This is a genomic window from Mycobacterium sp. UM_Kg27 (assembly GCF_000972905.1).
In the GTDB taxonomy this organism is placed as follows: Bacteria; Actinomycetota; Actinomycetes; order Mycobacteriales; family Mycobacteriaceae; genus Mycobacterium.
In genome coordinates this window covers 22,253-42,975 of the sequence record NZ_JRMM01000018.1, presented here as the reverse complement: position 1 = coordinate 42,975, position 20,723 = coordinate 22,253, and the positions used below count along the sequence as shown (strand labels likewise).

The window sequence follows — 20,723 nt, the reverse complement described above, 5'->3', positions numbered from 1 at the left end:
AGATGTGTATAAGAGACAGGCCCAGGAACATGGCCTCCAGCAACGACAGACCCAGCGACGTCCAACGCGCGGTGTGCAGGTAGACCCGGCGGTGTGCCAGTTCCTTCATCAGCTGGTTGGTGCGCAGGTCCCCGTGGCCGGCGACACCTGCGCGCCGATGCGCCGGGTCGTTGAGGTCGTCGCTTCCGATCCCCCACACGTCGACCGGCACAGACTGCCCCAGCGCGCCCAGCAGGTCCGCGCCGACGGTGCGCCACCGCCGCAGCGGTTCGTTGATCAGGGCCCCGGCCGCCGCGATGTCCCCGGTGTACAGATGGCCAGGGTCGGCGATCCCATGGTCGATGACCATGGTCGGCGCCCGGCCGTTGTCCCACATCAGCTGGTTGAAGGCGGCGACGTGGATCAACGGGATGTCATCGCGGTCGGCGATCGGGTGCAGGCTCTCCACCACGAACGGCCGCGGCGTGTTGTGCTCGACGTACACGGCAGGAACATCGATCCCGGGCCGGCGGCCCAGCAGCCGCGCAGCCAATTCCAGCTCATGCGGTCGCTGCAGCACCACCAGATCGATCTCTTGGTCACGCAATGCCGTCAGCGGCACCTCTCGCGCCTGCGGCCAGTCGCGACCGCACAATCCGCGCCCGTCCGGATCGCCCGGGGCGTTGACCGGAATCAGGTAGCGGTGCCCGCCGGCGACGAAGGAGTCCATCCACGAGCCGTGCACGTGCCAGACGAGCACCGAACGCCGGTTGATCTGCGGAAATGCCACAATCGGTTGTTACCCCAGACGCCGGCGTCTAAACGTGGAAATGCCGCCCGAAACGTTTTGCTGCAAGGGAATTCGCGGACGGTAGGCAAATGCTTCGTTACCGAACCGTTGCACAGTGACGAGGATCGGCGTAGGTTCGTTAGCAGGTTGAGTTCACAGCCACCCGGAAAGACGCGTCACCCACGCTAGCCGGGGGCTTGCTCCCGGCATCTGGTCCGTGAAGGTGTAACTCGCATCGACGCGATCCACAGTACGAGTTTCGACTGATGGAGTAATTCAATGCCCGCTTTAAAGACCGCCGGATCAGTGTCCCCGGCGAGCCGAATAAATTCTCCCCCCTCCGATACCTGGGCGAGCCGCACCGCCCGTTCGGTCACCCGCTGGGGCCGCTCCGGTGCCGTGATCAGCGTTCGTGGCGAGCTGGACGCCTCCAACGCAGACCAGTTGGCCGACTACGCGCAACGGTGCGCGGGCTACTGCGAGTGGCTGGTGCTCGACCTGAACGAGCTGGAATTCGTTGGCACGGCTGCATTTTCGGCACTCAAGACGATCACCGACCGATGCGCCGAGGCCTTGGTCCACTGCACGACGGTTCCTGGCGTCGCGATGTCGCGGCTGCTGCGAATCTGCGACCCGGATAACGCCGTGCCGACCACCTCGTCTGTGGCCGACGCGCTGGCCGGAGTGGAGGGCTTCCAACGCGTCCACTAACCCTCACTGCCCCCGGCGAGTTGGCGTGCCCGCGCCTCACTCTCCACGGCCGGCCCTGAGCCGGGCAGTCGCCTTCCCGCGACTTCGGGGGTGAAGACCAGCGCGAGTGCTCCGATGGCTCCGGCGGCTACCAGCAGGTAGGCCGGGGCCATCGGATTACCGGTGCGGGCGACCAGTGTCTCGGCTATCAGCGGCGTGGTGCCGCCGAACGCCGAGACCGACAGGTTGAAGCCGATAGCCAGCGCCCCGTAGCGCACCCGGGTGGGAAACAGGGCGGGCAGCGTCCCCGGCAATGTCGCATCGAAGCACAGCAGCATCAGCCCGACCAGTAGAACCCCGGCGAATGCCGTTGGATAGTTGTGGGCGGAGCGGATCAGGCCGAATGCCGGAACCGAAAGAGCCAGCAGCATGGCACATCCCGTCCACAGCACCGGTTTGACCCCGACGCGATCGGACAACCGGGCCACCAAGACCACGGAGGCCATCAGAACCAACAGCGTCAGCACGATCAGCAACAGGCCGGCGGTGTCTGGAATCTTCGCGGTGGTCTGCAGGTAGGTGGGCAGATAGCCGGTGAGCAGGTAGTCGGTGACGTTGTAAGTCAAGACCAGTGCGACACACAGCAGCAGGGGCCGCCACTGCTTGGCGGTGCGCCGCAGCTGCCTCGCGGCGGAGTCGTCGGGCTCATCGCGCCGACCGCCCGCCTGCTGATAAGCCGGTGATTCGTCCAGATGCAACCGGAGGTAGAGAGCGGCCAGCCCGAGCGGAGCGCTGAGCAACAACGGAATTCGCCACCCCCAACTGACCATTGCCTCGTCACTCAGCCGACTCTGCAGTGCGGTGACCAGCAGACCCGCGACGACGTAGCCGGCCTGCGAACTCAGCGGAAGAAATCCGGCCATCATGCCGCGCTTGTTGTCGGGGGACTGTTCGCCGACGTAGACCATCGCGCCGACGTATTCACCGCCGGCGGAGAAGCCCTGCACCATTCGCGTCGCGACGAGCAGGACGGGGGCCGCGACGCCGATAGCGCCATAGCTCGGAAGCAGCCCGGTGGCGGTGGTGCCGAGCGTCATCAGCAGCAGGGTGGTGACCAGCACCCGTTTACGTCCGATCCGATCGCCGAGCGGGCCGAAGACCAATCCGCCGATGGGGCGCACCGCGAACGCTGCGGCCAGGGTGCCGAACGCGCCGATCAGGCCGCCGCCGCCCGGGTAGAACACCCGCGCGATGGTGGTGGCCAGGTAGCCGTAGACACCGAAGTCGTACCACTCCATGAAGTTGCCGATGGCGGTGCCGCGGATCGAGCGCCGGACTTGGTCGGGATCGGCGACCCGGATCTGCTCGCGCCGCCAGCGTCCTCGGCGGTTCCTGCGGCCGGCCAGTGGGCTATCCCGCGCGGCCCTGGAGCAGCTGACGAGCGGCGAAGTCGGCTCCCTGCTGAACCATGGTCGCGTCGTCGCCGGCGTAGCTGTCGTGCGCCGCGAAGTTCATGCCGTCGGAGCACACCGCGTCCTCTACCGCGCAGACCTGCAGGGTCTTTGCCTGATACAGGGGTCCGATCACAATAGTCGGCTCGTTGAGAAAATTCATCGCGCGCTCGTTGGGCATGGCGAACAACACCACCGCGGCGACGTGATCGGCGACGTCCGGATCGAGGGGTTTGGGTACCGTTGCCGGATCTACCCCGTCGGGTACCTGGGCAGAGGTGACGAAACCCATCACCGCGGCGCCTTGGGAGTAGCCACCCAGCACCATCTTTGTGTTGGGGCAATTGGTCGCGCGGGAGACGACGTGCGCCCCCGCGTCCCGTACGCCATCGACTCCGGTGTCCCACTGATCGGTGGCCGGGTAGTTGACCGCGTAGACGGCCGGGCTGTAGCCCAGGCGTGCGTTCAGCGCATTGAGGAACGCCTGCCCCGTCGGTCCTACGCCGGCCGGCTCACCGGTTCCGCGCGCGAAAACCACTTCGGTGTTGGGACAGGGCGCAGCCCGCGCGGCGGGAACAGCGGGGGCGAAAAGCATTGTGGCACCGGCGGCCGACGCAGCGATCGCCAGAGCGCCAAGGAAGGAGGTGGGGTCAAGCTCGGACATGTCGGTGTAGGTGCCCGCCGTGGCGCCGCCTCAAACAGCATGCAGGGAAATTTTTTTCGGTAGCGCTATGACGAACGCTCTGGACAACGTTCCCCCACTTTGTTAAGACAAGTAAGTCAGATATCTGTCTTCAGACTGCAGGGCAGCCATCCGCGGCATCTAGCAATGCCGACGGACGGACCCAAAGCCTCCGGGCCCTGTGTCGATCTCTCCCCTCTCGCACACCCGGCCGACGGGCCTTGGCGCTCTGGTCTGCGCGAAAGGGGAGAACAATGTGGAATGACCTAACGCGCCGGGTCGGCGTGGTCGCAACCGCGGCGGCGTTGCTGCCGGCATTGATCGGCTTAGGCGCATCGGTCCCGCCAGCCGGCGCCGCCGGGCCCGAGTTCCTGTCTGTGCCCTCGCCGAGCATGGGCCACAACATCACGGTGGAATTCCAGGGCGGCGGGGCGCCGGCTGTCTACCTGCTGGACGGGCTGCGGGCCCGTGACGATCGCAGCGGCTGGGACATCGAGACACCGGCGTTCAGTGAGTACGCCGGCTCCGGGATCTCGGTGGTGGCACCGGTCGGCGGACGCTCCAGCTTCTACACCGACTGGTATGGGTCGGCCAACGGGCAGACTTACAAATGGGAGACGTTTCTGACCAGTGAGCTGCCGAATTTCCTTGCCGGGAAGGGCGTGCGATCCACCCGAAACGCCGTGGTGGGCATCTCCATGTCCGGGTCGTCGGCCCTCATCCTGGCGGCCTACCATCCGCAGCAATTCGCTTATGCCGCATCTCTTTCGGCGTTGTTGACACCGTCCAGCGGCAACGGGCCCACGCTGATCGGAATGGCGATGAATGACGAGGGCGGTTTTAACCCCCAGGACATGTGGGGCCCCTCCGGGAGCGCCGGATGGCAGCGCAACGACCCCACGGTCCAAGCCGGGCGCCTGGCCGGCAACGGCACCCGGCTGTGGATCTACAGCGGCAACGGCACCCCGTCGGAGATCGGCGAGGGAAGCCTGCCCGGCCAGGTGATCGAGCAGGTCGTCATGCAGAGCAACGTCGCCTTCCGCGACGCCTACACCGGGGCGGGCGGTCACAATGCGACCTTCAACATCGACGCTGCCGGAGTGCACAGTTGGGGCTACTGGAACGCCCAGCTGGTGGCGATGAAGCCCGATATGCAGGGCACGCTGGGAGCGGGAGGCCGAGTCTGACCGTCTGACAGGCGACCTGGCTCAGGACGGCCCTGCCCGCAACGCCGCCTGCACCGCCGATGCCACGCCGTCGAGCCAGGGTTCGCCGTGGCCGGGAAGTACGGTTTTTGCGCCCGTGTCGGCCAGCGCGGTCAACGAGGCCAGCGCTTCGCTGCTGTCCGCCGTGGCGGCACCCGAGACGATCTGCGGACCCGCCACGCCGGTGTAGGGATCCAGGGTGACCAGCGCGTCCCCGGAGATGAGGGTGCTGCGATCTGCCAGGTGCAATCCGCAGTGCCCCAGCGTATGACCGGGACTGAACACCACCCGCGGCCGGCCGGGTACATCGAGCACGCTGCCCGCGCCATAGCAGGTGGTGTCGGTGATGCCACGCACCAACAGAGCGCCGGAAGCTGCCATCTTCGCCTGGTAGCGAATCGATCTCGGATAGCGCAGCGGATACATCAAGCGGCTGCGTTCGTGAGCATATCGATAGGGATGCGCGGCAAGGTACTGATCCGCAGCGTGCACCCACACCGGCACCTGCCACCGCTGACGCGCCCGTCGGGCCGAGCCGACATGGTCGAAATGCGCGTGGGTCAACACCACGGCTGCCACATCTTCGGCGGAGCGCCCGAGTTGACCCAGGGCCGATTCGATGTGCCTGAAGGTGGCCGGTAAACCGGTGTCGACAACGGTGACACCGCTGTCATCTTCGATCAGATAGACGTTGACCGCCGCATGTGCCAGCCGGTGGACTCCGTCGGCGACGTTGCGCTCAAACACGGCCGGCACGGTGGATCAGTACCAGTAGCGTCTGCCGCCAACCGGGCGCCCGACCGCTCCCAGCAGCCAGAACACCGCTCCGACGACCAGCAGGACGATCCCGATCGCCCACAGGACGTAGACGTTGAAGACCAGCCCCAGGATCAGCAGCAACAACCCGAGGCCGATCACGAGTCATACCCCAGGATCGCGTCACGGGCCCGGTCAATCATCGAGGCAAAGGGCCCCACCAGCGCATTGGCCAGCGCGCTTTCGACCCCCGCGTGCGGCCTGGTCGGCGCGATCGCCTCAGCGAGCTTGACCGCCCGCTGCAGCCGCTGCAGCTCGTCGTCGCTGAGTTCGGCCTGCAACTCGGAGAATTCCTCGTGTTCCTCGTGTTCGGCGTGGTCGATGACGTCGTCGCGCAGTTCCCGCAGCTTCTCGGTGAAGAACTCCGAATCGACGTCGACGTCCTCCAGCTGGGCCAGCATCGTCTTGGCCTGCTTCTCCTCTTCCAGCCGCGCGCTGATCACCTCACGGCCGTGGTCGATTTCGCGGGCGGCCCGGGGATGCACGATCCCCTCTTCGGCTGTTTCATGCACCGCCAACAGCCGGCGCAGCCGGATGAAGGACTCCTCGCGTTCGTCCCCGGCCGCCAACAATGTCTCGTCGAACAGCGTCTTGATGCGCTGGTGCTGCTCGGTGAGGAAATCGACTACGTCACTCCTGCTGTGCAATGTCGTCTGTGCCATGGCTTTGGGCTACCCCGACCAGATGGGGGCAAAACCCGCGCCGGGCCTCATGCCACCACCCGGATGTGTTCCAACGACGAATCGGCGGCGTCGGGCAATGCCATCCCGGCCGTCAGCCCGGACCGCAGATAGTCGATGACCGCGCTGTTGAGGCGCTCGCCGGGCACCACCGCCGGCACACCGGGCGGGTACGGCGTGATCTGTTCGGCCGCGATACGTCCGGCGGCCTGCGACGCGGCGACCATCTCGGTGCGGCCGAAGAACGCGTCGCGGGGTAGCTGCACGGTCTCCAGTTGAATCTCTTGCGGCGAAGGCAGACGGATCGGCGGCGGTGGTTCGAAAGCGGTTGCGGCGCTGCGCCAACCGGTGAGCGCATCAAGCAGCCGGTCGGCGGTTCCGCGGTCATCGGCAAAGGACAGGGTGGCCAGGATGCGCCGGTGATCGGCCAAACCCACATCGAGGCGGCGTTGTTCGCGCAGCCAGTCGCGGGCTTGATAGCCCGACGTCCCGGTCGCCGACACATCCACCAGCACCTGCAGCCGATCCAGATCGTGGGATGCCTCGGCGCCCAACAGGACGTCCTCGAGCACCTCGACATCGGGAATCTCCGCGATATGCCGACGCACGTCACGCGCCCGCTTGCACGCAGCGTCCAGCAGTTCGCGGCCGTGCCGCACCATCTGGCGCCGCCAACCGTCCAGCGCCGCGTAGATCGGCACACTGGGGCTGGTGGTCATCAACAGATCCGCGCATGCCGTCAGTCTTGCCCGATCGATGAGATCACCCTGGAGGTGGTAGACGGAGCCCTGCTCGAATCCGGCGCCCATCTTGTGCACGCTGACCACGCAAACGTCCGCACCGGCGTCCATCGCCCAGGTCGGCAGGTCCTCGTGGAAAGGCAGGTGCGCTCCCCAGGCTTCATCGACGATCAGCGGTTTGCCGCGCTGATGACAGATCTCGGCGATGGCAGCCAGGTCCGCGCAAGTGCCGTACGGCGAGGGACTGACGATCAGCGCGCCCGCGGCATCGGGATTCTCCTCCCAGGCACCGGCGACCCGATCGGGTGACGGCGGGTGGCACAGATGCCGTTCGGCGTCCCAGCGCGGCGTGATCCAGCGGGGCTGGATTCCGGAGAAGATCAGCCCGCCGACAATCGACTTGTGGCTGTCACGAGGAAGCAGCAGACCCCCGGAAGAGCCCCCGGCGACCGCCATCATGGCCGCGCGAACCGACAGTGAACTGCCGCAGGTGGAGAAGAACGCCGTTTCGGCACCGACCGCGTCGGCCATCAACTGCTCGGCGTCAGTCAGAACGTTCCCGTGCGCCTCCCAGTCGTCCAAACCGCCGCGGGCGAGCACGTCGGCGCGGAAGAGATCGCGCCCCAACGTGTCGCGCACGGATTGGTCGGCACCACGGCCCTGGCGGTGTCCCGGCGGGCTGAAGCCGTACCGATCCTTGCGTTGGTAATCGGCCAGGGCTTCCAGCACAGGTGCTCGGCGCTGATCCATCGGCGAGCCGCCTGCCCGTCAGCGCCTAAAGGCGATCACCAGCGCCAACAGATCGATCCCCAAAAGCGCCCACCCGGCCACCGGCACCAGGAACCCGCGCCGGCGGCCCGCCGTGACGAACGAAGCCAGGATGGTCAGTGCGGCGATGGCCGGAGCGCCGTAGTACAGCAGGCCGAAGACCACGCCGCTGGGCCCCAGGTCGGGACAGTCGGCGGTGCTGCAGGCGGCGGTACTCATCACCGCACCCATTGCGACCACCATCACCAACGCGGCTCCCGCGGCGGTCAAGAGCGCCGACACCCAGTTGACCCAGAGCCGCGCACGACGGTTGTCGGTCTTGACCGGCACCGGCATCGGCTCTGCCATCACAGCGTCGCCCCGCGTACCGCGAGCTCCTCCACCAGGGCATCGCAAAAGGCCGGCAGGTCATCGGGTTTACGGCTCGACAACAGGATCGACGGCCCGCAGTCGCAGCGCACCAACTCCTCATCGACCCAATCGCCGCCCGCATTGATGATGTCGGTACGCACACTCGGCCACGAGGTGATGCGCCGGCCGGCAACAACACCGGCTTCCACCAGCGTCCACGGACCGTGGCAGATAACAGCGACCGGTTTACCGGCCTCGAAAAATTCCCGGACGAACGACACCGCGCGTTCATCGGTGCGCAACTGGTCAGGGTTGGCCACCCCGCCCGGCAGGACCAGCGCATCGAAGTCGTCCGCCGAGACATCCTTGACTTGTCGATCGACGCCGAATTTGTCGGCAGGATCCAGATGGTTGAAGGCCTGAACGGGCCCCTCGGCTGTCGACACCAGCATGGGATGTGCACCGGCTTCTGCCGTGGCACGCCACGGTTCAGTCAGCTCTACCTGTTCGACACCCTCGGGCGCCACCAGAAACGCGACCCGTCGTCCTTCCAGCGATCCGGACATGACCTCTCCTTTCCATGCTGCGGACAGCGCGCCCAACACCGACCGGCATACCCGGCCCCCCTGGCCCACAAACGAAGCGGTGTAGGAGTGCGCGTGTGGGGGTACCCGGCGGTCATGAATTGGCGGGCCGAGTTCGGGACGGCAGTGGTCGGCATGCTGGCGTGTGCCGGCTGCGCAGCACCGGGCTCGCAGAGCGCACCGCCAGCCGTTTCAGTGCAGGTGCAGATACCGCTACACGCACCGGTGTGGTCCTATGCGACTGGGGCGCTGCTCGCCCTCACCGACGACGGGCGAGTGGCGGCAGTCGATCACCCCGCCAGCCCCGACACGGTGGCCACCCGGTGGTCGGAGCCACTGGACGCCGGACGGAACATGCAAATCAGTCGCGCCGATGATCGGACCGTGTTCGTGCCGCAGCCGGCGCGCAACCGAGTAGCAGAGGTCGAGTTGACCGGCCTGCGCCAAGTCGGCGAAATCGACGCCGGGCCCGCTCCCGCCTACCTGTCCGAAGATGCCGGGATGCGGGTGCTGCTCGCGTTGTCCGCCGACGGCGCGACGGTGACCCCGGTGGACGAGTTGAGCCTACGGAAGCTGCCGAGCGCGCAGGTGTCGGCGGGCGGTACCGGTGTGATCGACGGCGCCAATCGCGGCCGCGCGATCGAATTCCACGTTTACGGCCCCGACGGCGTCTCCTACTTCAAGGGGCCGTCCTCACCACCGGAGCCGCGCGGCCACTACGACACAACCGTTTTCGCCACCGCGGGTGACGGTACCGCGGCCGGCCGGGTATATCTGACCGACGCCCGGCGCGACACGCTGTACGCCGTCGAGGCCGCACGCGGCGGGGACGGCTTGGAACAGATCGGCCGGACTCCGGTCTCCTCGCCGATCCGCTACCTCGGCTCCGACGACACCCGGGTGTATGCCGCCACCGACACCGGGGTAACGGTCTTCGAGTCGGCAGCCTTCACCGGCTATCCCCACGCCAGCATCCCGGTGCTGCGCGTCATTGACTACCGGGCCGGTCTACCGTCCGGGCCGGCCCGGTCCGCCCCTCTGTCCGGCATGGCGATCGGCCCTGACCGGATATATCTGACCCTGCGGGGCCAGCCGGTCGTGGCAAGCGTCGCCAAACCGCGGCTATGAGCACCATCGACATCGACGATGACGTCGCGGTGCTCACCGAGCAGCTGCGCGCGCTTCAGGATCTGGGGCAGCACAGCGAAATCGAGGACGAACAGGTCTACGACCTGAGCATCCGATGGGGCACCGCGATGGCCGGGCGGCTTCGCCGACTGGTGTATTACCACAGCCGTGGTCTGCTCGACGACGACGCCGAGCGCCGCCTTGCGCTGGTCTGCGAGGAGCTACGCGATGTGGCGGATCTGGTGAAGCGATTCGATCTGGCCCGCCCCGACCTACCCCGCTGAATGACTTTGCGCCCACGGCGCAGGAGTGCGACTTCACCCCGCCGTGGGCGCAGGGCCGACGCCGGGCAGCTAGCCGAGGAATTCCCGGTATCGCAGCCGAATCGCGGCTCGCGGTTGCGGGCAGGAGGGGTTACGGCAGGTCAGCGCAATGAGGTAGGCGTCATGCTCTTCATCGAGGAACAGGAAACCCAGGTACAGCGCGCGCCCCACCGTGAAGTCGGTTCCACCACAGCCCGCACAGTGCCCGCCACGCACCATGACCAGTTCCGATACCCGATCACGGGCGGCCTGGCCCACCTCGATCAGTTCCGGGCGGGCCTCTTCCAGTGCTGTCATGTCAGATCTCCCCGTCCATGCCGTAGTAGACGTTGTCCTCGCGCCAGCCACCGCGTCCCTTCCCGATGTGGGCGTAGTCGTCGACGAACTCGATCTGATTGATCCACTTGACCATTTTGAAGCCGACCTGGGTCTCGGCTCGTAGCCGCAACGGCGCACCGTGCTTGATCGGCAGCGGCTTTCCGTTCATCGTGTACGCCAGCAGCATCTGCGGCTTATGGGCCAGTTGGAGATCGAAGACCTCGTAGAACTGGCCCCCGCCCTCCGCGCTCGGCTCGTCGGTGCTGTTGTCCTGCATGCTCATAAAGCAGATGTAGCGGGCCTGCGGCATCGGCCGCACCAGATCGACCAGGGCGCCCAGCGGAAGACCGGTCCATTCGCCGATGGATGTCCAGCCCTGCACACAATTGTGCAGCACCCGCTGGGTCTGCGGCTCCGCCAGGGCGCGCAGTGCGGTCAGATCCAGTGTCACCGGTCGCTCTACCAATCCCCCGACCCGCAGGCGCCAGTCGACGAAGTTGTGCACCGCCAACACCTTGTAGTGCTCGGAGGTCGGCGGCTTGCCGTTGACCCGGTGCTCCGCGGACATCATTCGCGCCGGGTAGTTCTGCCGGGAGTCCAAGCGGCGCAACAGGCCCTTGCGCGGCACGGCGATCAGGGCCCCGAGCACGCGGCGCACCGACGGCGGGTTGCGCCGACTCCACACCGTCGCCGCGACGTGGATGGCGACGATCGCCGCCACGATGAGCAACGACAGCGCGGTCGCCAGATACACGTTGCGGACCGACCCGAAGATCATCAAGGCGGTCAGTCGGCCCCAGCCCCAGAAGAACAGCATCGACAGGTGGATCGCGATGAACACCATAAACGCCGCCAGGCCGAGGAAATGCAGGCTGCGGGCGGCCTGCCGGCCGCCGAACATCCGCACGTATCGCGGGAACCGTGCCTCGATGGCCGGTGACTGCGCGGCACCGGTGAGTATCTGAAATGGCGCCAGGCCGAAGATCACACCGGCGTAGGTCAGCTTCTGAATGGCGTCCAGCGGTTCGCCCGGCAACAGCGGCGGCAGGTTGAAACTGGCGTAGGTGACGATGTCGTTCCACGCCTCGGAGAAGATCGACCAGGAATACGGCCAGTACCGGTGCCACTGCCCGGTCACGAAAAGCAGGATGTAATAAGACACTCCGACCAGAATCCAGCCGATGACCGCGGCGAAGTGCCAGTGCCGGCCCATCCCCAGCTCTTTGTGGCCGGGCAGTGCGATCAGCGGGTGGTAGTCCTCCTCCTCGTCCAGGGTGTCGTAAAGCCGGTCGGTGGGCATCGTCTTGCGGGTGAACCGGGCCCATTCCGTTCCGGGCGCGCTGTCGGCGTGCCAGTACAGCTTCGGATGGGTGGACAGAATCTCGATGCCGCTACGCAACAGCAGCGTCAGGAATAAGACGTTGAGCCAGTGGTCGATTCGTAACCAGGCCGGGAAGTCGAGCGTCATCAGTCGTACCAGTCTGTGCGCTGCCCGAACGCCACGTTGACCCCGGACAGCACCGTCAGATACAGCCCCAGGAAGCCCCCGGCGCATGCCAACGCGAGGTTTCCTGGGGCCAGGTCCCAGCGCCCTGTCAGCGCCGGCAGGCCCGGCAGGCTCACCAGGCGGCTGATCGGATAGCCGATCACGAATGCGGTGCACAGGGCGCCGCCGGCCCACCATCCCACGGTCGGCACGATGTCGTTGATGTCGATCCAGGTGAGGCCGGTGGTGACGAGGCAGCCGGCGATCAGCGCGACGCAGTAGGCCTGGAAATAGCCGGGAGCACCGATGGCGGTGGCCAACAGGTAGGCGTGTACACTCGCCATGCCCAGCAGCGCGGCGTCAGCGGCCAGCGTGACAGTGCGCGGCAGGTTGAACGCGATGCTTCTCATTGCGGGTCTACCCTGCAAACTTCGATCCGGCCGCCGACTTCCCGGCATTGCAGGGCCGGCTGGCGTCCGGTGGCCGGCCCGCGCAGCAGCGCACCGTCGCAGACGTCGAAGCGTGAGCCATCGCACGCGCCACCCACATGTCCAGGCAGAACGGGCAGGTCAACAGCTCCCCCAGGCTGTGACGCCACCCGCTGGAGTGTCTGGTCTGCTCCATCACCTCGGCGGGGCCGCCGGTGCCGGTGTACTCGGTGAAGGGCGCGCGTAGCGGGCTGGTCACCGCATCCTTAGCCAACGTGCGAGACAGCTTGTGGGTCCCCAGCGTCACCGTCAGCAGGTCGGCGGCCGACCAGCCCGGCGGCAGGCGGCGGCCGGTGGCCGCGGCGGCCACGGTTACCGCCGCGACCAACCCGCCATAGACCAGCAGCACCACCACGTATCCCCCCAGCGGACGCGGGTTGTCGCCGCGGTACGCGTCGGCCTCCCGCTTGGCCGCGTCCGCAAGGGTGCTGCCGGCCCCGGTCGATTGAGTCACCGCTCAGTACTTGTCACAAGTCTTGGCGATGGGCCCGACGAGGTTGACGTACTGCGCCGCCTCCGGCACCGCCTGGGCCTGCTCAAGCATCTGCTCACGCTGCGGCGGCGGTGAGGCGAGGAAGTTCTGCAGAAACGACTGCGCCATCGGTGCCGCATTGAATTGTGCTGCGGCATCAGGTGATTGAGCATTCATTGCCGCTACCACCTGGGAATAGCTGCATGTCGTGTTCACCGCAGGGTTCTGCGACCATTGGCTTGGCTGGCCCGGTTGGCCCGGTTGGACCGGCTGTCCGGGTTGGGCCGGTTGAGTCGGCTGCCCCGGCTGGGCCGGCTGGGTCGGCTGGGTCGGCGCGGCGTTTGCCAGTCCGGTGCCGCTCGCCAACGCCAGCGCCATGCCGCCGGCGGCGGCAAGCCTGGTCAAAGACGTTGTGATCATTGGATTCTCCCCTTCAATCCTGCAATTCATGTTTGCCACATGTTCCGTCGACGACGGCACCGAACTAGGCTTGCCGTTTTCGCCCGGGCTAAACCACGGTTTGCCCCTCGGTTGTATTGGGTATCGAACGAATTGCTGTGATCACTCGGATTCTCACCGTGGCGATGCTGTCTGGCTGGACGCTGTTGTCTTCGCCGGCCGGCGGCGAAGCGGTCGCCGCCGGCTGCCCGGACGTCCAGGTGGTGTTCGCGCGCGGCACCGGCGAACCGCCTGGCGTCGGATGGATAGGCCAGCAGTTCATCGACGCACTGCGGTGGCGCACCTGGGGTCGCCAAGTCGACGTCTACCCGGTCAACTTTCCGGCCGTACCCGATTTCGGCCCGTCCGCCGCCGGAGTCACCGACGCGGCCGGCCACATCCGCGACATGGCAGCGGGTTGTCCGAGTACCCAGCTGGTCCTTGGCGGGTACTCGCGTGGCGCTGCGCTGATCGGGTACGTCACCGAAACGACGGCCGGTGGGCTCGCGGATCCACTGCCGCCCGAGGCGGCTGACCACGTCGCCGCCGTGGCGCTGCTGGGAAGGCCGTCGGAGGCCTTCCTGAACTCCATCGGTGCGCCACCGGTGACGGTGGGGCCGGGCTACGCGGCCAAGACGATCGATCTGTGCGCGCTCGGCGATCCGGTCTGCTCGGCGGGCGGCGATGGCGCGGCCCACGCGGCATACGCGGCTAACGGCATGACAGCGCAAGCGGCCGACTTCGTCGTCGAGCACCTGGTGCAGCCGGGAAGCAATCCAGGTCAGTCGCTTTGACCGTCAAGCCGGGCCGCGCGGCGCGCCGGCCCTGGCGGGCACCGCAACCTGCATGACCATCGGTGACTAGCCGCCCCCGGCAGCGGGTATGCCCCGGCCATGGACGAGGGATCTCCGCTGCTCGAACATTTCCCGCCGCAGGTATTGCGCCAGTATGCGTTGATCGCAGACGGTGAGCGCGGGATCCTGGTCGGGCCACGAGGCGACTTCTGCTGGATGTGCCTGCCCCGATGGGACAGTCCGGCCGTGTTCAGTTCGCTCCTCGGTGGGCCGGGGGTCTATGCCGTCACCCCGGAGTTGCGCTACGTCTGGGGCGGCCGATACGAGGAGCGATCGCTGATCTGGCGTTCTCGCTGGGTCACCACCGATGGGATCGTGGAATGCCGCGAGGCCCTGGCCTTCCCCGGGGACATGCACACGGCCGTGGTGTTACGCCGCATCCAGGCACTCGACCGGCCGATGCGAATGCAGGTCGCGCTCGACGTTCGCGCCGAGTTCGGCGCCACCGCGATGTCGGAACTGTCCTGCGAAGGGGGGCTCTGGACCGGGCGGTCGGGGCCGCACCGTTTCCGGTGGACGGGCGGCGCCGAGGCCCGTCGCGCCGCCGACGGGTCGCTGCGCATGGTGCTCGACGTCGCGCCCGGACGCGATCACGACCTGGTGCTGGAGTTGTCCGATCGCGAACTGCCGGCGCAACCGGTGAGCGCAGACCTGGCCTGGGACGGCACCGAAAACGCCTGGCAACAAGCTGTTCCGGAGATCACCGGCACCCTGGCCGACGTCGATGCGCAACTCTCCTATGCGGTATTGCGGGGCTTGACCAGCACTGGCGGCGGAATGGTCGCGGCCGCCACGATGTCGCTGCCGGAGCGGGCCAGTGAAGGGCGCAACTACGACTATCGCTACTGCTGGATTCGCGACCAGTGTTACACCGGACAGGCGATCGCCGCCGCGGGCCCGCACCCGCTGCTCGACGACGCCGTCCGGTTCGTCACCGAGCGCGTCCTGGACGACGGACCTGACCTGCGACCGGCCTACTGCGTCGACGCCACGATGGCGCCGCCGGAACACGATCTGCCACTGCCCGGCTACCCGGGCGCGGCCGTCAAAACCGGCAATTGGGTCGGCGACCAGTTCCAGCTCGACAACTTCGGCGAGGCACTGCTGCTGCTGGCCGCCGCAGGACGCCTGGACCGGCTCGACAGCACCCATTGGCGTGCGGTGCAGGTCTTGGTGGACGCAATCGAAAAGCGTTGCGCCGAGCCAGACGCCGGAATCTGGGAACTGGACGACCAACGCTGGGCCCACTCCCGGCTGATGTGCGCCGCCGGACTGCGCCGAATAGCCGGCGTGGCGTCATTGGCCGAAGGTGCCCGCTGGCAGCAGCTGGCCGACAAGCTGGTCAGCGATACCAGCACGGACTGCCTACACCGCGACGGCAGGTGGCAACGCGCGCCGCAGGATTCCGGAGTCGACGCGGCCCTGCTGCTTCCGGCCCTACGCGGAGCCGTCCCTGCCGATGATGCCCGCACCCTGGCGACGCTGGCCGCGGTGCGCGACGAGCTCACCCAGGATGGCTTCGTCTACCGCTACCGACCCGACCAGCGCGGCCTCGGGGAGGCCGAAGGGGCGTTCCTGTTGTGCAACTTCGTGATGGCGCTGGCAGATCATCAGCAGGGCAACAACCTTGCCGCACTGCAGTGGTTCGAACGGGGCCGTACCGCGTGCGGCCCGTCCGGACTGCTCGCCGAGGAGTATGACGTCGGGCAACGTCAGTTGCGCGGCAACCTGCCGCAGGCGTTCGCGCACGCCTTGCTGTTCGAGTCCGCGCACGTGTTGGGCAACTCCATCACGACTCATCTCATGGCTTGAGCACGACCTTCACCGCGCCGTCGCGTTTCTCCTGAAACATCTGGTAAGCCTGTGGCGCCTGCTCCAGTGGCAGTTCGTGGGTAGCGAAGGTGTCGACACCCAACGGGTCGTCGTCGGTCAACAGCGGCATCAGCGCGTCCACGCGCGGCTTGACGTTGGCCTGCCCCATCCGCACCGTGATCTGCTTGTCGAACAAGGTGAACATCGGCAACGGGTCGAGTTTGCCGCCATACACACCGACGATCGAGAGGGTGCCGCCGCGGCGCACAATATCGATCGCGGCGTACAGCGCGGCGAGCCGGTCGATACCGGCCTTGTTGATCAACGGTCCGGCCACGGCGTCCGGCAGCAGCGAGCTGAGCTGCTGCACGGCCTTGGCGCCGGCGGAGCCGTGCGCCTCCATACCGACAGCATCGATCACCGCATCGGTGCCGCGGCCGTCCGTGCGGTCACGAATCACTCACCGATATCGGATACCTCACTCAGGTCGACGATTTCGATCCCCCGCCTTGCCAGCCGGCCCAGCCGCTCAGGCACCAGATCCACGCCGATCACCCGGGCCCCCTGATGGGTGGCGATGCGGGCCGCCATGTCGCCGATCGGTCCGAGTCCCAGCACCGTCACCGAGCCGCCGTCGGGTATCGCCGCGTAGTCAACCGCCTGCATCGCGGTCGGCAGCACATCGGACAGATACACGAAACGCGAATCCGGCGGCCCGTCGGGAACTTTGATGTGGGTGTATTGCGCCTGCGGCACGCGCAGGTACTGTGCCTGCGCGCCCGGAACCTGCCCGTAGAGCTTGGAGTAACCGAACAGGGCAGCGCCGGTGTCCTGCTCGCGGACCCGGGTGGTGTCGCATTGGGTCGGCAGACCGCGTTTGCACATGCAGCAATGCCCACAGGCGATCTGAAACGGGATGACCACCCGGTCACCGGGTTTGAGATTGCTGACCTCACCACCGACCTCGGTCACGATGCCGATCGGCTCATGGCCCAGGATGTCGCCGGGATCCATGAACGGACCGAGCACCTCATAGAGATGCAGATCCGACCCGCAGATGTTGGTCGTCGTCACTTCGATGACGGCGTCGGTCGGCTTCTCGATCACCGGGTCGGGGACCGTGTCGACCTGTACTTTGCGCTTGCCCTGCCATGTGACTGCCCGCATCGGGTCGCCTCCGTCGTATCGCGCGAACACCACCGGGCTACCCGCCCGCAGCGCGGCGCAAACACGCGTCGACTGGGTCCGAGTCGCACGTTTAGCCGGGGTGCCCACGGGTACGCAGCCGTCATCGATTCAGCACCGCTCTTAGGGAGCCAACATGTTCGTGCACAACAAGGAGATGCAGTTCGAGGTCCGGGTCGAACGGCCCGATCCACGGTTCGCCAACCTGTTGCAGGAGCAGTTCGGTGGTGAGAACGGTGAGCTCAAGGCGGCGATGCAGTACTTCACCCAGGCGTTCCTGCTGCGTCGCAAAAACCCGAAGATGTATGACCTGTTCATGGATATCGCCACCGAGGAGCTCAGCCACCTTGAGATGGTCGGCTCGCTGATCACCATGCTGCTCGACGGCCTCAACGACGATCTGAAGAACGCCAACGAGCGCTGCGATTGGATGCCCGCGGTGGCCGGCCGCGACGGTCGCGAGCAGATCATCCACCAGGTTGCGCTCAATCCGCTGCACTTCGTGGAGACCGGCGGCGGCCCGCACGTCAGCAATGCAATGGGCACACCCTTCACCGGGGCGTACATCAACGCCAATGGCGACCCGTCGGTGGACCTGCGCAGCAACCTCGGGGCCGAATCACGGGCCAAGGTGGTCTACGAATACCTCAAGCAGTTCACCGATGACCCCGGCGTTCAGGACACTCTGACCTTCCTGATGACCCGTGAGGTCACCCACTTCCAGCAATTCACCGCCGCGCTCAACGAGCTGCCGGTCAACTTCCCGCCCGGCCAGGCGCCCGGCGACGAGCGCTTTCAGAACGTGGCATTCAACATGTCCGAAGGCGAGACCAGCCGGGGACCGTGGAACCAAGGCCAGGGCCCGTGGCCCAATGGCATGGAGTGGGACTACGTCAAGCGCCCGTCCCGGGATTGGCTCGGTGGTTCTGTACGGAAAAACCTTGGGCCGCAGGACAACCCGGAGGGCAGTCCCGCTGTGCACGCCGACAAGCCGTTCGCGCACCAACAGCACACCGCCACCGCGTAGCCCAGCCTGCCGGCGTCGCGGCCGCACATGGGAGCCACATCTATGACACACCGTCCTGACGAACAGCCCAAGAACAAGACGTCCTCGGAGAGCACCGTCGACCGCCTCGAGAAGAAGGTCGCCGAAGAATACGGAACCGAATCCAGGGCACGCGAAACGCCCAAACGTGGCGTCCCGGACGAGCCGCCCGATTAGGCGCCCTCGTCAGCTCTTAGGCGTCAGCTCTTAGGCGCATCGGGCGGATTGTCCGCCGCGCGCCCGCTCAACTGGTCGCGCAGATGGTCGACTATGGCAGCGGCCATTCCCACGGTGTTCTGGGCCAAGCCGCCCGATGGGGCATTGGGATGTGGCCGGGTCGGCGCGATCTTCTTGGCGGTTTGCAGCTGGTCACCCAGTTGCTCAAGATCGTCTGCACTGACCGCCCCTTTGAACCGCGGCCACACCACATTCTCTTCGTAACTGATGTGCTCCCTTGCCACCGTGACGAATTCGCCCAGCGCCCGGTGATACTCGAGTTCACCCGGGTGACCGTCCTCAAGCTCCTGCAGCAGCACCTTGCCCGCTTCCTCTTGAGCGATCGCGTGGTCCGCAAGATCATCGCCATCTTCGAGGGCCGCGCGGACCGCCGGCCAGAACAGCTGTTCCTCGACAGACTCGTGCTGGGACTCGGCGATCACCAAGTTGGTGACCATGGTCGCCAAGCCGCTCTGCTGCGCCCCGTCGCCCTGCGGCGCGCCGTCGAGTACCTGCAACATGCCCAACACGCTCTCGTGGTCGGCGCGAAGAAAGCTCAATGCGTCCACGGGTTTCCTCCCCTCGCTGGCGGGTCCGGATCCGACCCCGCTTGGTCGCATACCCGCCGGGATAGGACCGAAACCCGCGCTCCTTGGCACCCGCACGTTTCACCACCGCCTCGCGGGGTACTGATCGACCATGACCTCGTTGTGGCTCGCCGACCGGATCGAGACCTCACCGGCTTCGGCCGCCGAAGATGTGCCCGGTGTCGCCGACGTGGTGGTGGCGGGCGCCGGCATCACTGGTTTGATGACCGCGGTGCTGCTGGCGCGCGCCGACCGGCACGTGCTGGTGCTGGAGGCCAGGACGGTCGGAGCCTGCGCGACCGGGAACACCACCGCCAAGATCAGCCTGCTGCAGGGCACCCAGCTGTCGACGATCTCGGCGAAGCAGGGCAAAAGCCTGGCCGCTGCCTACCTGGACGGCAACCGCGCCGGCCAGGACTGGCTGCTGTCGTTCTGCGCGGCTGCCGGAGTGCCGATCCAGCGGGAGGACGCCTACAGTTTCGCCCAGTCCGAGCGTGGGGTGGCGGCGGCGCGGGCCGAGTTCGAAGCCTGCCGCGCATTGGGTCTGCCGGCGACGTGGGAGGCGCACGCTGACGTACCGTTCGACTACCACGGCGGTGTCCGGCTGATCGAACAGGCACAGTTCGACCCCATGCCGTTCCTCGACGCGCTGCGCGCCGAGCTGCTCGGCCGCGGTGGCCAACTTCTGGAACACACCCGGGTAAAGCTGGCTTCCAGCAACCGGCACGGAGTTCGACTGGAAGTCGGCGGCCCGCACAGGCAGGCCGAAGTGCAGGCCACTCAACTGGTGCTGGCCACCGGAATCCCGATCCTGGACCGCGGCGGATACTTTGCCCGCGTCAAACCCAGCCGGTCCTACTGCATGGCGTTCGACGTGCCCGGCGAAGTCACCCGGCCCATGATGATCTCCACCGATTCGCCGACGCGGTCGCTGCGCTACGCCCCGGTCAACGGCTCGGAACTGCTCCTGGTCGGCGGGGCGGGCCACACCGTCGGCCGCGAAAAGCACCCGACGGATGCGCTGGCCGAACTCGAGTCGTGGGCGGTCCGGCATTACCCGGGCGCCATCCGCACGCACCTGTGGTCCGCGCAGGACTACGCACCCGTCGATGAGCTGCCCTACGTCGGCCCCATTCTTCCGGAGAACGAAACCATCTACGTGGCAACCGGGTTCAACAAATGGGGCATGACCAACGGGGCGGCCGCCGCGCTGGCGTTGTCGGGCCGACTGCTCGGCAAACGACCGAAGTGGGACCGAGCGTTCGCCAGCTGGAGAACCAGCGAGCTACGCGGCCTGCCGACGGCCCTGGCAGCCAATCTCTCGGTCGGCCTCAATCTGGCGAAGGGCTGGATCACGCCGACGGCCCACATCGGCCAGCAATGCCTGGGCACCGACTCGGGCGTGGTCAGCGGACCCCCGTGGCGACTGCAGGCCAAGTGCCGGGTGGACGGCGTTGAACACCGCCTCTCGCCGGTCTGCCCCCACCTGGGTGGCATCGTCACCTGGAACGACGCCGACCGGGCCTGGGAGTGCCCGCTGCACGGGTCGCGCTTCGCTCCCGACGGGACCCTGCTGGAAGGCCCGGCCACCCGCGGCCTGACCGCCGGCAGCTGAGCAGCCGCCGACGAGCAGGC

The 20,723-nt window shown here is 67.0% G+C and carries 23 protein-coding genes and 2 pseudogenes; 9 read left to right on the top strand and 16 right to left on the bottom strand.

What is annotated here, in order from left to right; genetic code table 11:
- The coding region (locus tag LI94_RS05250) for a hypothetical protein (protein ID WP_046300523.1) at window positions 1-709 on the bottom strand (709 nt) is incomplete at its 3' end.
- Window positions 710-1,168: 459 nt separating this feature from the next.
- Between LI94_RS05250 and LI94_RS05245 the strand changes: the two genes are divergently transcribed.
- Window positions 1,169-1,480, top strand: coding sequence for an STAS domain-containing protein (locus tag LI94_RS05245; RefSeq protein ID WP_052739868.1), 312 nt, complete (start codon window positions 1,169-1,171; stop codon window positions 1,478-1,480).
- Here the strand turns inward: LI94_RS05245 and LI94_RS05240 are convergent.
- On the bottom strand, window positions 1,477-2,784 hold the full coding sequence (locus LI94_RS05240) for an MFS transporter (protein WP_255351881.1): 1,308 nt from the start codon (window positions 2,782-2,784) through the stop codon (window positions 1,477-1,479). The genes LI94_RS05245 and LI94_RS05240 overlap by 4 nt on opposite strands.
- A gap of 85 nt (window positions 2,785-2,869) precedes the next feature.
- Entirely contained in the window at window positions 2,870-3,574 is a 705-nt protein-coding gene (locus LI94_RS05235; protein WP_052739867.1) for a cutinase family protein, read from the bottom strand.
- A gap of 272 nt (window positions 3,575-3,846) precedes the next feature.
- On the opposite strand from LI94_RS05235, the gene LI94_RS05230 reads away from it, so the two are divergent.
- Window positions 3,847-4,779 (top strand): alpha/beta hydrolase family protein, encoded by a 933-nt coding sequence (locus tag LI94_RS05230; RefSeq protein ID WP_046300512.1) that lies wholly within the window; start codon window positions 3,847-3,849, stop codon window positions 4,777-4,779.
- 21 nt (window positions 4,780-4,800) lie between these two features.
- Here LI94_RS05230 and LI94_RS05225 read toward each other — a convergent pair whose 3' ends face one another.
- From LI94_RS05225 to LI94_RS05205, 6 genes are read right to left on the bottom strand one after another with little or no spacing between them, the layout of a single operon-like run.
- A complete protein-coding gene (locus LI94_RS05225) occupies window positions 4,801-5,544 on the bottom strand; it encodes an MBL fold metallo-hydrolase (protein ID WP_046300521.1) in 744 nt (247 codons plus the stop codon).
- A gap of 15 nt (window positions 5,545-5,559) precedes the next feature.
- A complete protein-coding gene (locus LI94_RS23685; RefSeq protein WP_164517841.1) occupies window positions 5,560-5,715 on the bottom strand; it encodes a hypothetical protein in 156 nt (51 codons plus the stop codon).
- Window positions 5,712-6,275 (bottom strand): hemerythrin domain-containing protein, encoded by a 564-nt coding sequence (locus LI94_RS05220; protein WP_046300511.1) that lies wholly within the window; start codon window positions 6,273-6,275, stop codon window positions 5,712-5,714. The genes LI94_RS23685 and LI94_RS05220 overlap by 4 nt, the downstream gene beginning before the upstream one ends.
- A gap of 47 nt (window positions 6,276-6,322) precedes the next feature.
- Window positions 6,323-7,783 carry an ornithine decarboxylase gene (locus LI94_RS05215; RefSeq protein WP_046300510.1) on the bottom strand — a complete coding sequence of 487 codons (1,461 nt, stop codon included), beginning with the start codon at window positions 7,781-7,783 and terminating at the stop codon, window positions 6,323-6,325.
- 18 nt (window positions 7,784-7,801) lie between these two features.
- On the bottom strand, window positions 7,802-8,149 hold the full coding sequence (locus tag LI94_RS05210) for a hypothetical protein (protein ID WP_046300520.1): 348 nt from the start codon (window positions 8,147-8,149) through the stop codon (window positions 7,802-7,804).
- Complete coding sequence (locus tag LI94_RS05205) at window positions 8,149-8,718, bottom strand: type 1 glutamine amidotransferase domain-containing protein (protein WP_024441531.1); 570 nt, start codon at window positions 8,716-8,718, stop codon at window positions 8,149-8,151. The genes LI94_RS05210 and LI94_RS05205 overlap by 1 nt, the downstream gene beginning before the upstream one ends.
- 93 nt (window positions 8,719-8,811) lie before the next feature.
- Here LI94_RS05205 and LI94_RS05200 point away from each other — a divergent pair, with 93 nt between their 5' ends.
- Window positions 8,812-9,864: a hypothetical protein gene (locus LI94_RS05200; RefSeq protein ID WP_239651154.1), complete on the top strand. Its 1,053-nt coding sequence runs from the start codon at window positions 8,812-8,814 to the stop codon at window positions 9,862-9,864.
- Window positions 9,861-10,148 (top strand): hypothetical protein, encoded by a 288-nt coding sequence (locus LI94_RS05195; protein ID WP_046300508.1) that lies wholly within the window; start codon window positions 9,861-9,863, stop codon window positions 10,146-10,148. The genes LI94_RS05200 and LI94_RS05195 overlap by 4 nt, the downstream gene beginning before the upstream one ends.
- Before the next feature lie 69 nt (window positions 10,149-10,217).
- Here the strand turns inward: LI94_RS05195 and LI94_RS05190 are convergent, their stop codons facing one another.
- The 5 genes and pseudogenes from LI94_RS05190 to LI94_RS24265 all read right to left on the bottom strand — a co-directional run.
- On the bottom strand, window positions 10,218-10,484 hold the full coding sequence (locus LI94_RS05190; protein ID WP_046300507.1) for a hypothetical protein: 267 nt from the start codon (window positions 10,482-10,484) through the stop codon (window positions 10,218-10,220).
- A gap of 1 nt (window position 10,485) precedes the next feature.
- Window positions 10,486-11,976: a molybdopterin-dependent oxidoreductase gene (locus tag LI94_RS05185; protein ID WP_046300519.1), complete on the bottom strand. Its 1,491-nt coding sequence runs from the start codon at window positions 11,974-11,976 to the stop codon at window positions 10,486-10,488.
- Window positions 11,973-12,401, bottom strand: coding sequence for a hypothetical protein (locus tag LI94_RS05180; RefSeq protein ID WP_052739866.1), 429 nt, complete (start codon window positions 12,399-12,401; stop codon window positions 11,973-11,975). Before LI94_RS05180 ends, LI94_RS05185 begins: the two co-directional genes overlap by 4 nt.
- A gap of 7 nt (window positions 12,402-12,408) precedes the next feature.
- Window positions 12,409-12,933, bottom strand: a complete 525-nt coding sequence (locus LI94_RS05175) for a DUF1360 domain-containing protein (protein ID WP_082105659.1) — start codon at window positions 12,931-12,933, stop codon at window positions 12,409-12,411.
- Between the two features lie 3 nt (window positions 12,934-12,936).
- A pseudogene (locus LI94_RS24265) lies at window positions 12,937-13,167 on the bottom strand (hemophore-related protein); the annotation flags it as partial.
- A 341-nt stretch (window positions 13,168-13,508) separates the two neighbouring features.
- Here LI94_RS24265 and LI94_RS05165 point away from each other — a divergent pair.
- A complete protein-coding gene (locus LI94_RS05165; RefSeq protein ID WP_275451594.1) occupies window positions 13,509-14,183 on the top strand; it encodes a cutinase family protein in 675 nt (224 codons plus the stop codon).
- A gap of 99 nt (window positions 14,184-14,282) precedes the next feature.
- The gene (locus LI94_RS05160; RefSeq protein WP_046300505.1) at window positions 14,283-16,055 is read left to right on the top strand and encodes a glycoside hydrolase family 15 protein; all 1,773 of its coding nucleotides are present in this window, start codon (window positions 14,283-14,285) and stop codon (window positions 16,053-16,055) included.
- Here the strand turns inward: LI94_RS05160 and LI94_RS05155 are convergent.
- A pseudogene (locus tag LI94_RS05155) lies at window positions 16,045-17,222 on the bottom strand (alcohol dehydrogenase catalytic domain-containing protein). The gene LI94_RS05160 and the pseudogene LI94_RS05155 sit on opposite strands and share 11 nt — an antisense overlap.
- 154 nt (window positions 17,223-17,376) lie before the next feature.
- Between LI94_RS05155 and LI94_RS05150 the strand changes: the two are divergent.
- Window positions 17,377-18,267, top strand: coding sequence for a manganese catalase family protein (locus LI94_RS05150; protein WP_024441542.1), 891 nt, complete (start codon window positions 17,377-17,379; stop codon window positions 18,265-18,267).
- 42 nt (window positions 18,268-18,309) lie between these two features.
- The gene (locus tag LI94_RS23680; RefSeq protein WP_192830910.1) at window positions 18,310-18,462 is read left to right on the top strand and encodes a hypothetical protein; all 153 of its coding nucleotides are present in this window, start codon (window positions 18,310-18,312) and stop codon (window positions 18,460-18,462) included.
- 23 nt (window positions 18,463-18,485) lie between these two features.
- Here LI94_RS23680 and LI94_RS05145 read toward each other — a convergent pair whose 3' ends face one another.
- Window positions 18,486-19,070: a hemerythrin domain-containing protein gene (locus tag LI94_RS05145; protein WP_046300504.1), complete on the bottom strand. Its 585-nt coding sequence runs from the start codon at window positions 19,068-19,070 to the stop codon at window positions 18,486-18,488.
- A 130-nt stretch (window positions 19,071-19,200) separates the two neighbouring features.
- Between LI94_RS05145 and LI94_RS05140 the strand changes: the two genes are divergently transcribed.
- A complete protein-coding gene (locus LI94_RS05140) occupies window positions 19,201-20,703 on the top strand; it encodes an FAD-dependent oxidoreductase (protein WP_046300503.1) in 1,503 nt (500 codons plus the stop codon).
- Window positions 20,704-20,723: the final 20 nt, after the last annotated feature.

What these genes read in the sequence shown, in the direction of transcription:
- LI94_RS05235 (WP_052739867.1), bottom strand. Translation starts at nt 3,574, where the DNA reads ATGTCCGAGCTTGACCCCACCTCCTTCCTTGGCGCTCTGGCGATCGCT.
- LI94_RS05230 (WP_046300512.1), top strand. Translation starts at nt 3,847, where the DNA reads ATGTGGAATGACCTAACGCGCCGGGTCGGCGTGGTCGCAACCGCGGCG.
- LI94_RS05220 (WP_046300511.1), bottom strand. Translation starts at nt 6,275, where the DNA reads ATGGCACAGACGACATTGCACAGCAGGAGTGACGTAGTCGATTTCCTC.
- LI94_RS05215 (WP_046300510.1), bottom strand. Translation starts at nt 7,783, where the DNA reads ATGGATCAGCGCCGAGCACCTGTGCTGGAAGCCCTGGCCGATTACCAA.
- LI94_RS05210 (WP_046300520.1), bottom strand. Translation starts at nt 8,149, where the DNA reads ATGGCAGAGCCGATGCCGGTGCCGGTCAAGACCGACAACCGTCGTGCG.
- LI94_RS05205 (WP_024441531.1), bottom strand. Translation starts at nt 8,718, where the DNA reads ATGTCCGGATCGCTGGAAGGACGACGGGTCGCGTTTCTGGTGGCGCCC.
- LI94_RS05195 (WP_046300508.1), top strand. Translation starts at nt 9,861, where the DNA reads ATGAGCACCATCGACATCGACGATGACGTCGCGGTGCTCACCGAGCAG.
- LI94_RS05190 (WP_046300507.1), bottom strand. Translation starts at nt 10,484, where the DNA reads ATGACAGCACTGGAAGAGGCCCGCCCGGAACTGATCGAGGTGGGCCAG.
- LI94_RS05180 (WP_052739866.1), bottom strand. Translation starts at nt 12,401, where the DNA reads ATGAGAAGCATCGCGTTCAACCTGCCGCGCACTGTCACGCTGGCCGCT.
- LI94_RS05160 (WP_046300505.1), top strand. Translation starts at nt 14,283, where the DNA reads ATGGACGAGGGATCTCCGCTGCTCGAACATTTCCCGCCGCAGGTATTG.
- LI94_RS05150 (WP_024441542.1), top strand. Translation starts at nt 17,377, where the DNA reads ATGTTCGTGCACAACAAGGAGATGCAGTTCGAGGTCCGGGTCGAACGG.
- LI94_RS23680 (WP_192830910.1), top strand. Translation starts at nt 18,310, where the DNA reads ATGACACACCGTCCTGACGAACAGCCCAAGAACAAGACGTCCTCGGAG.
- LI94_RS05140 (WP_046300503.1), top strand. Translation starts at nt 19,201, where the DNA reads ATGACCTCGTTGTGGCTCGCCGACCGGATCGAGACCTCACCGGCTTCG.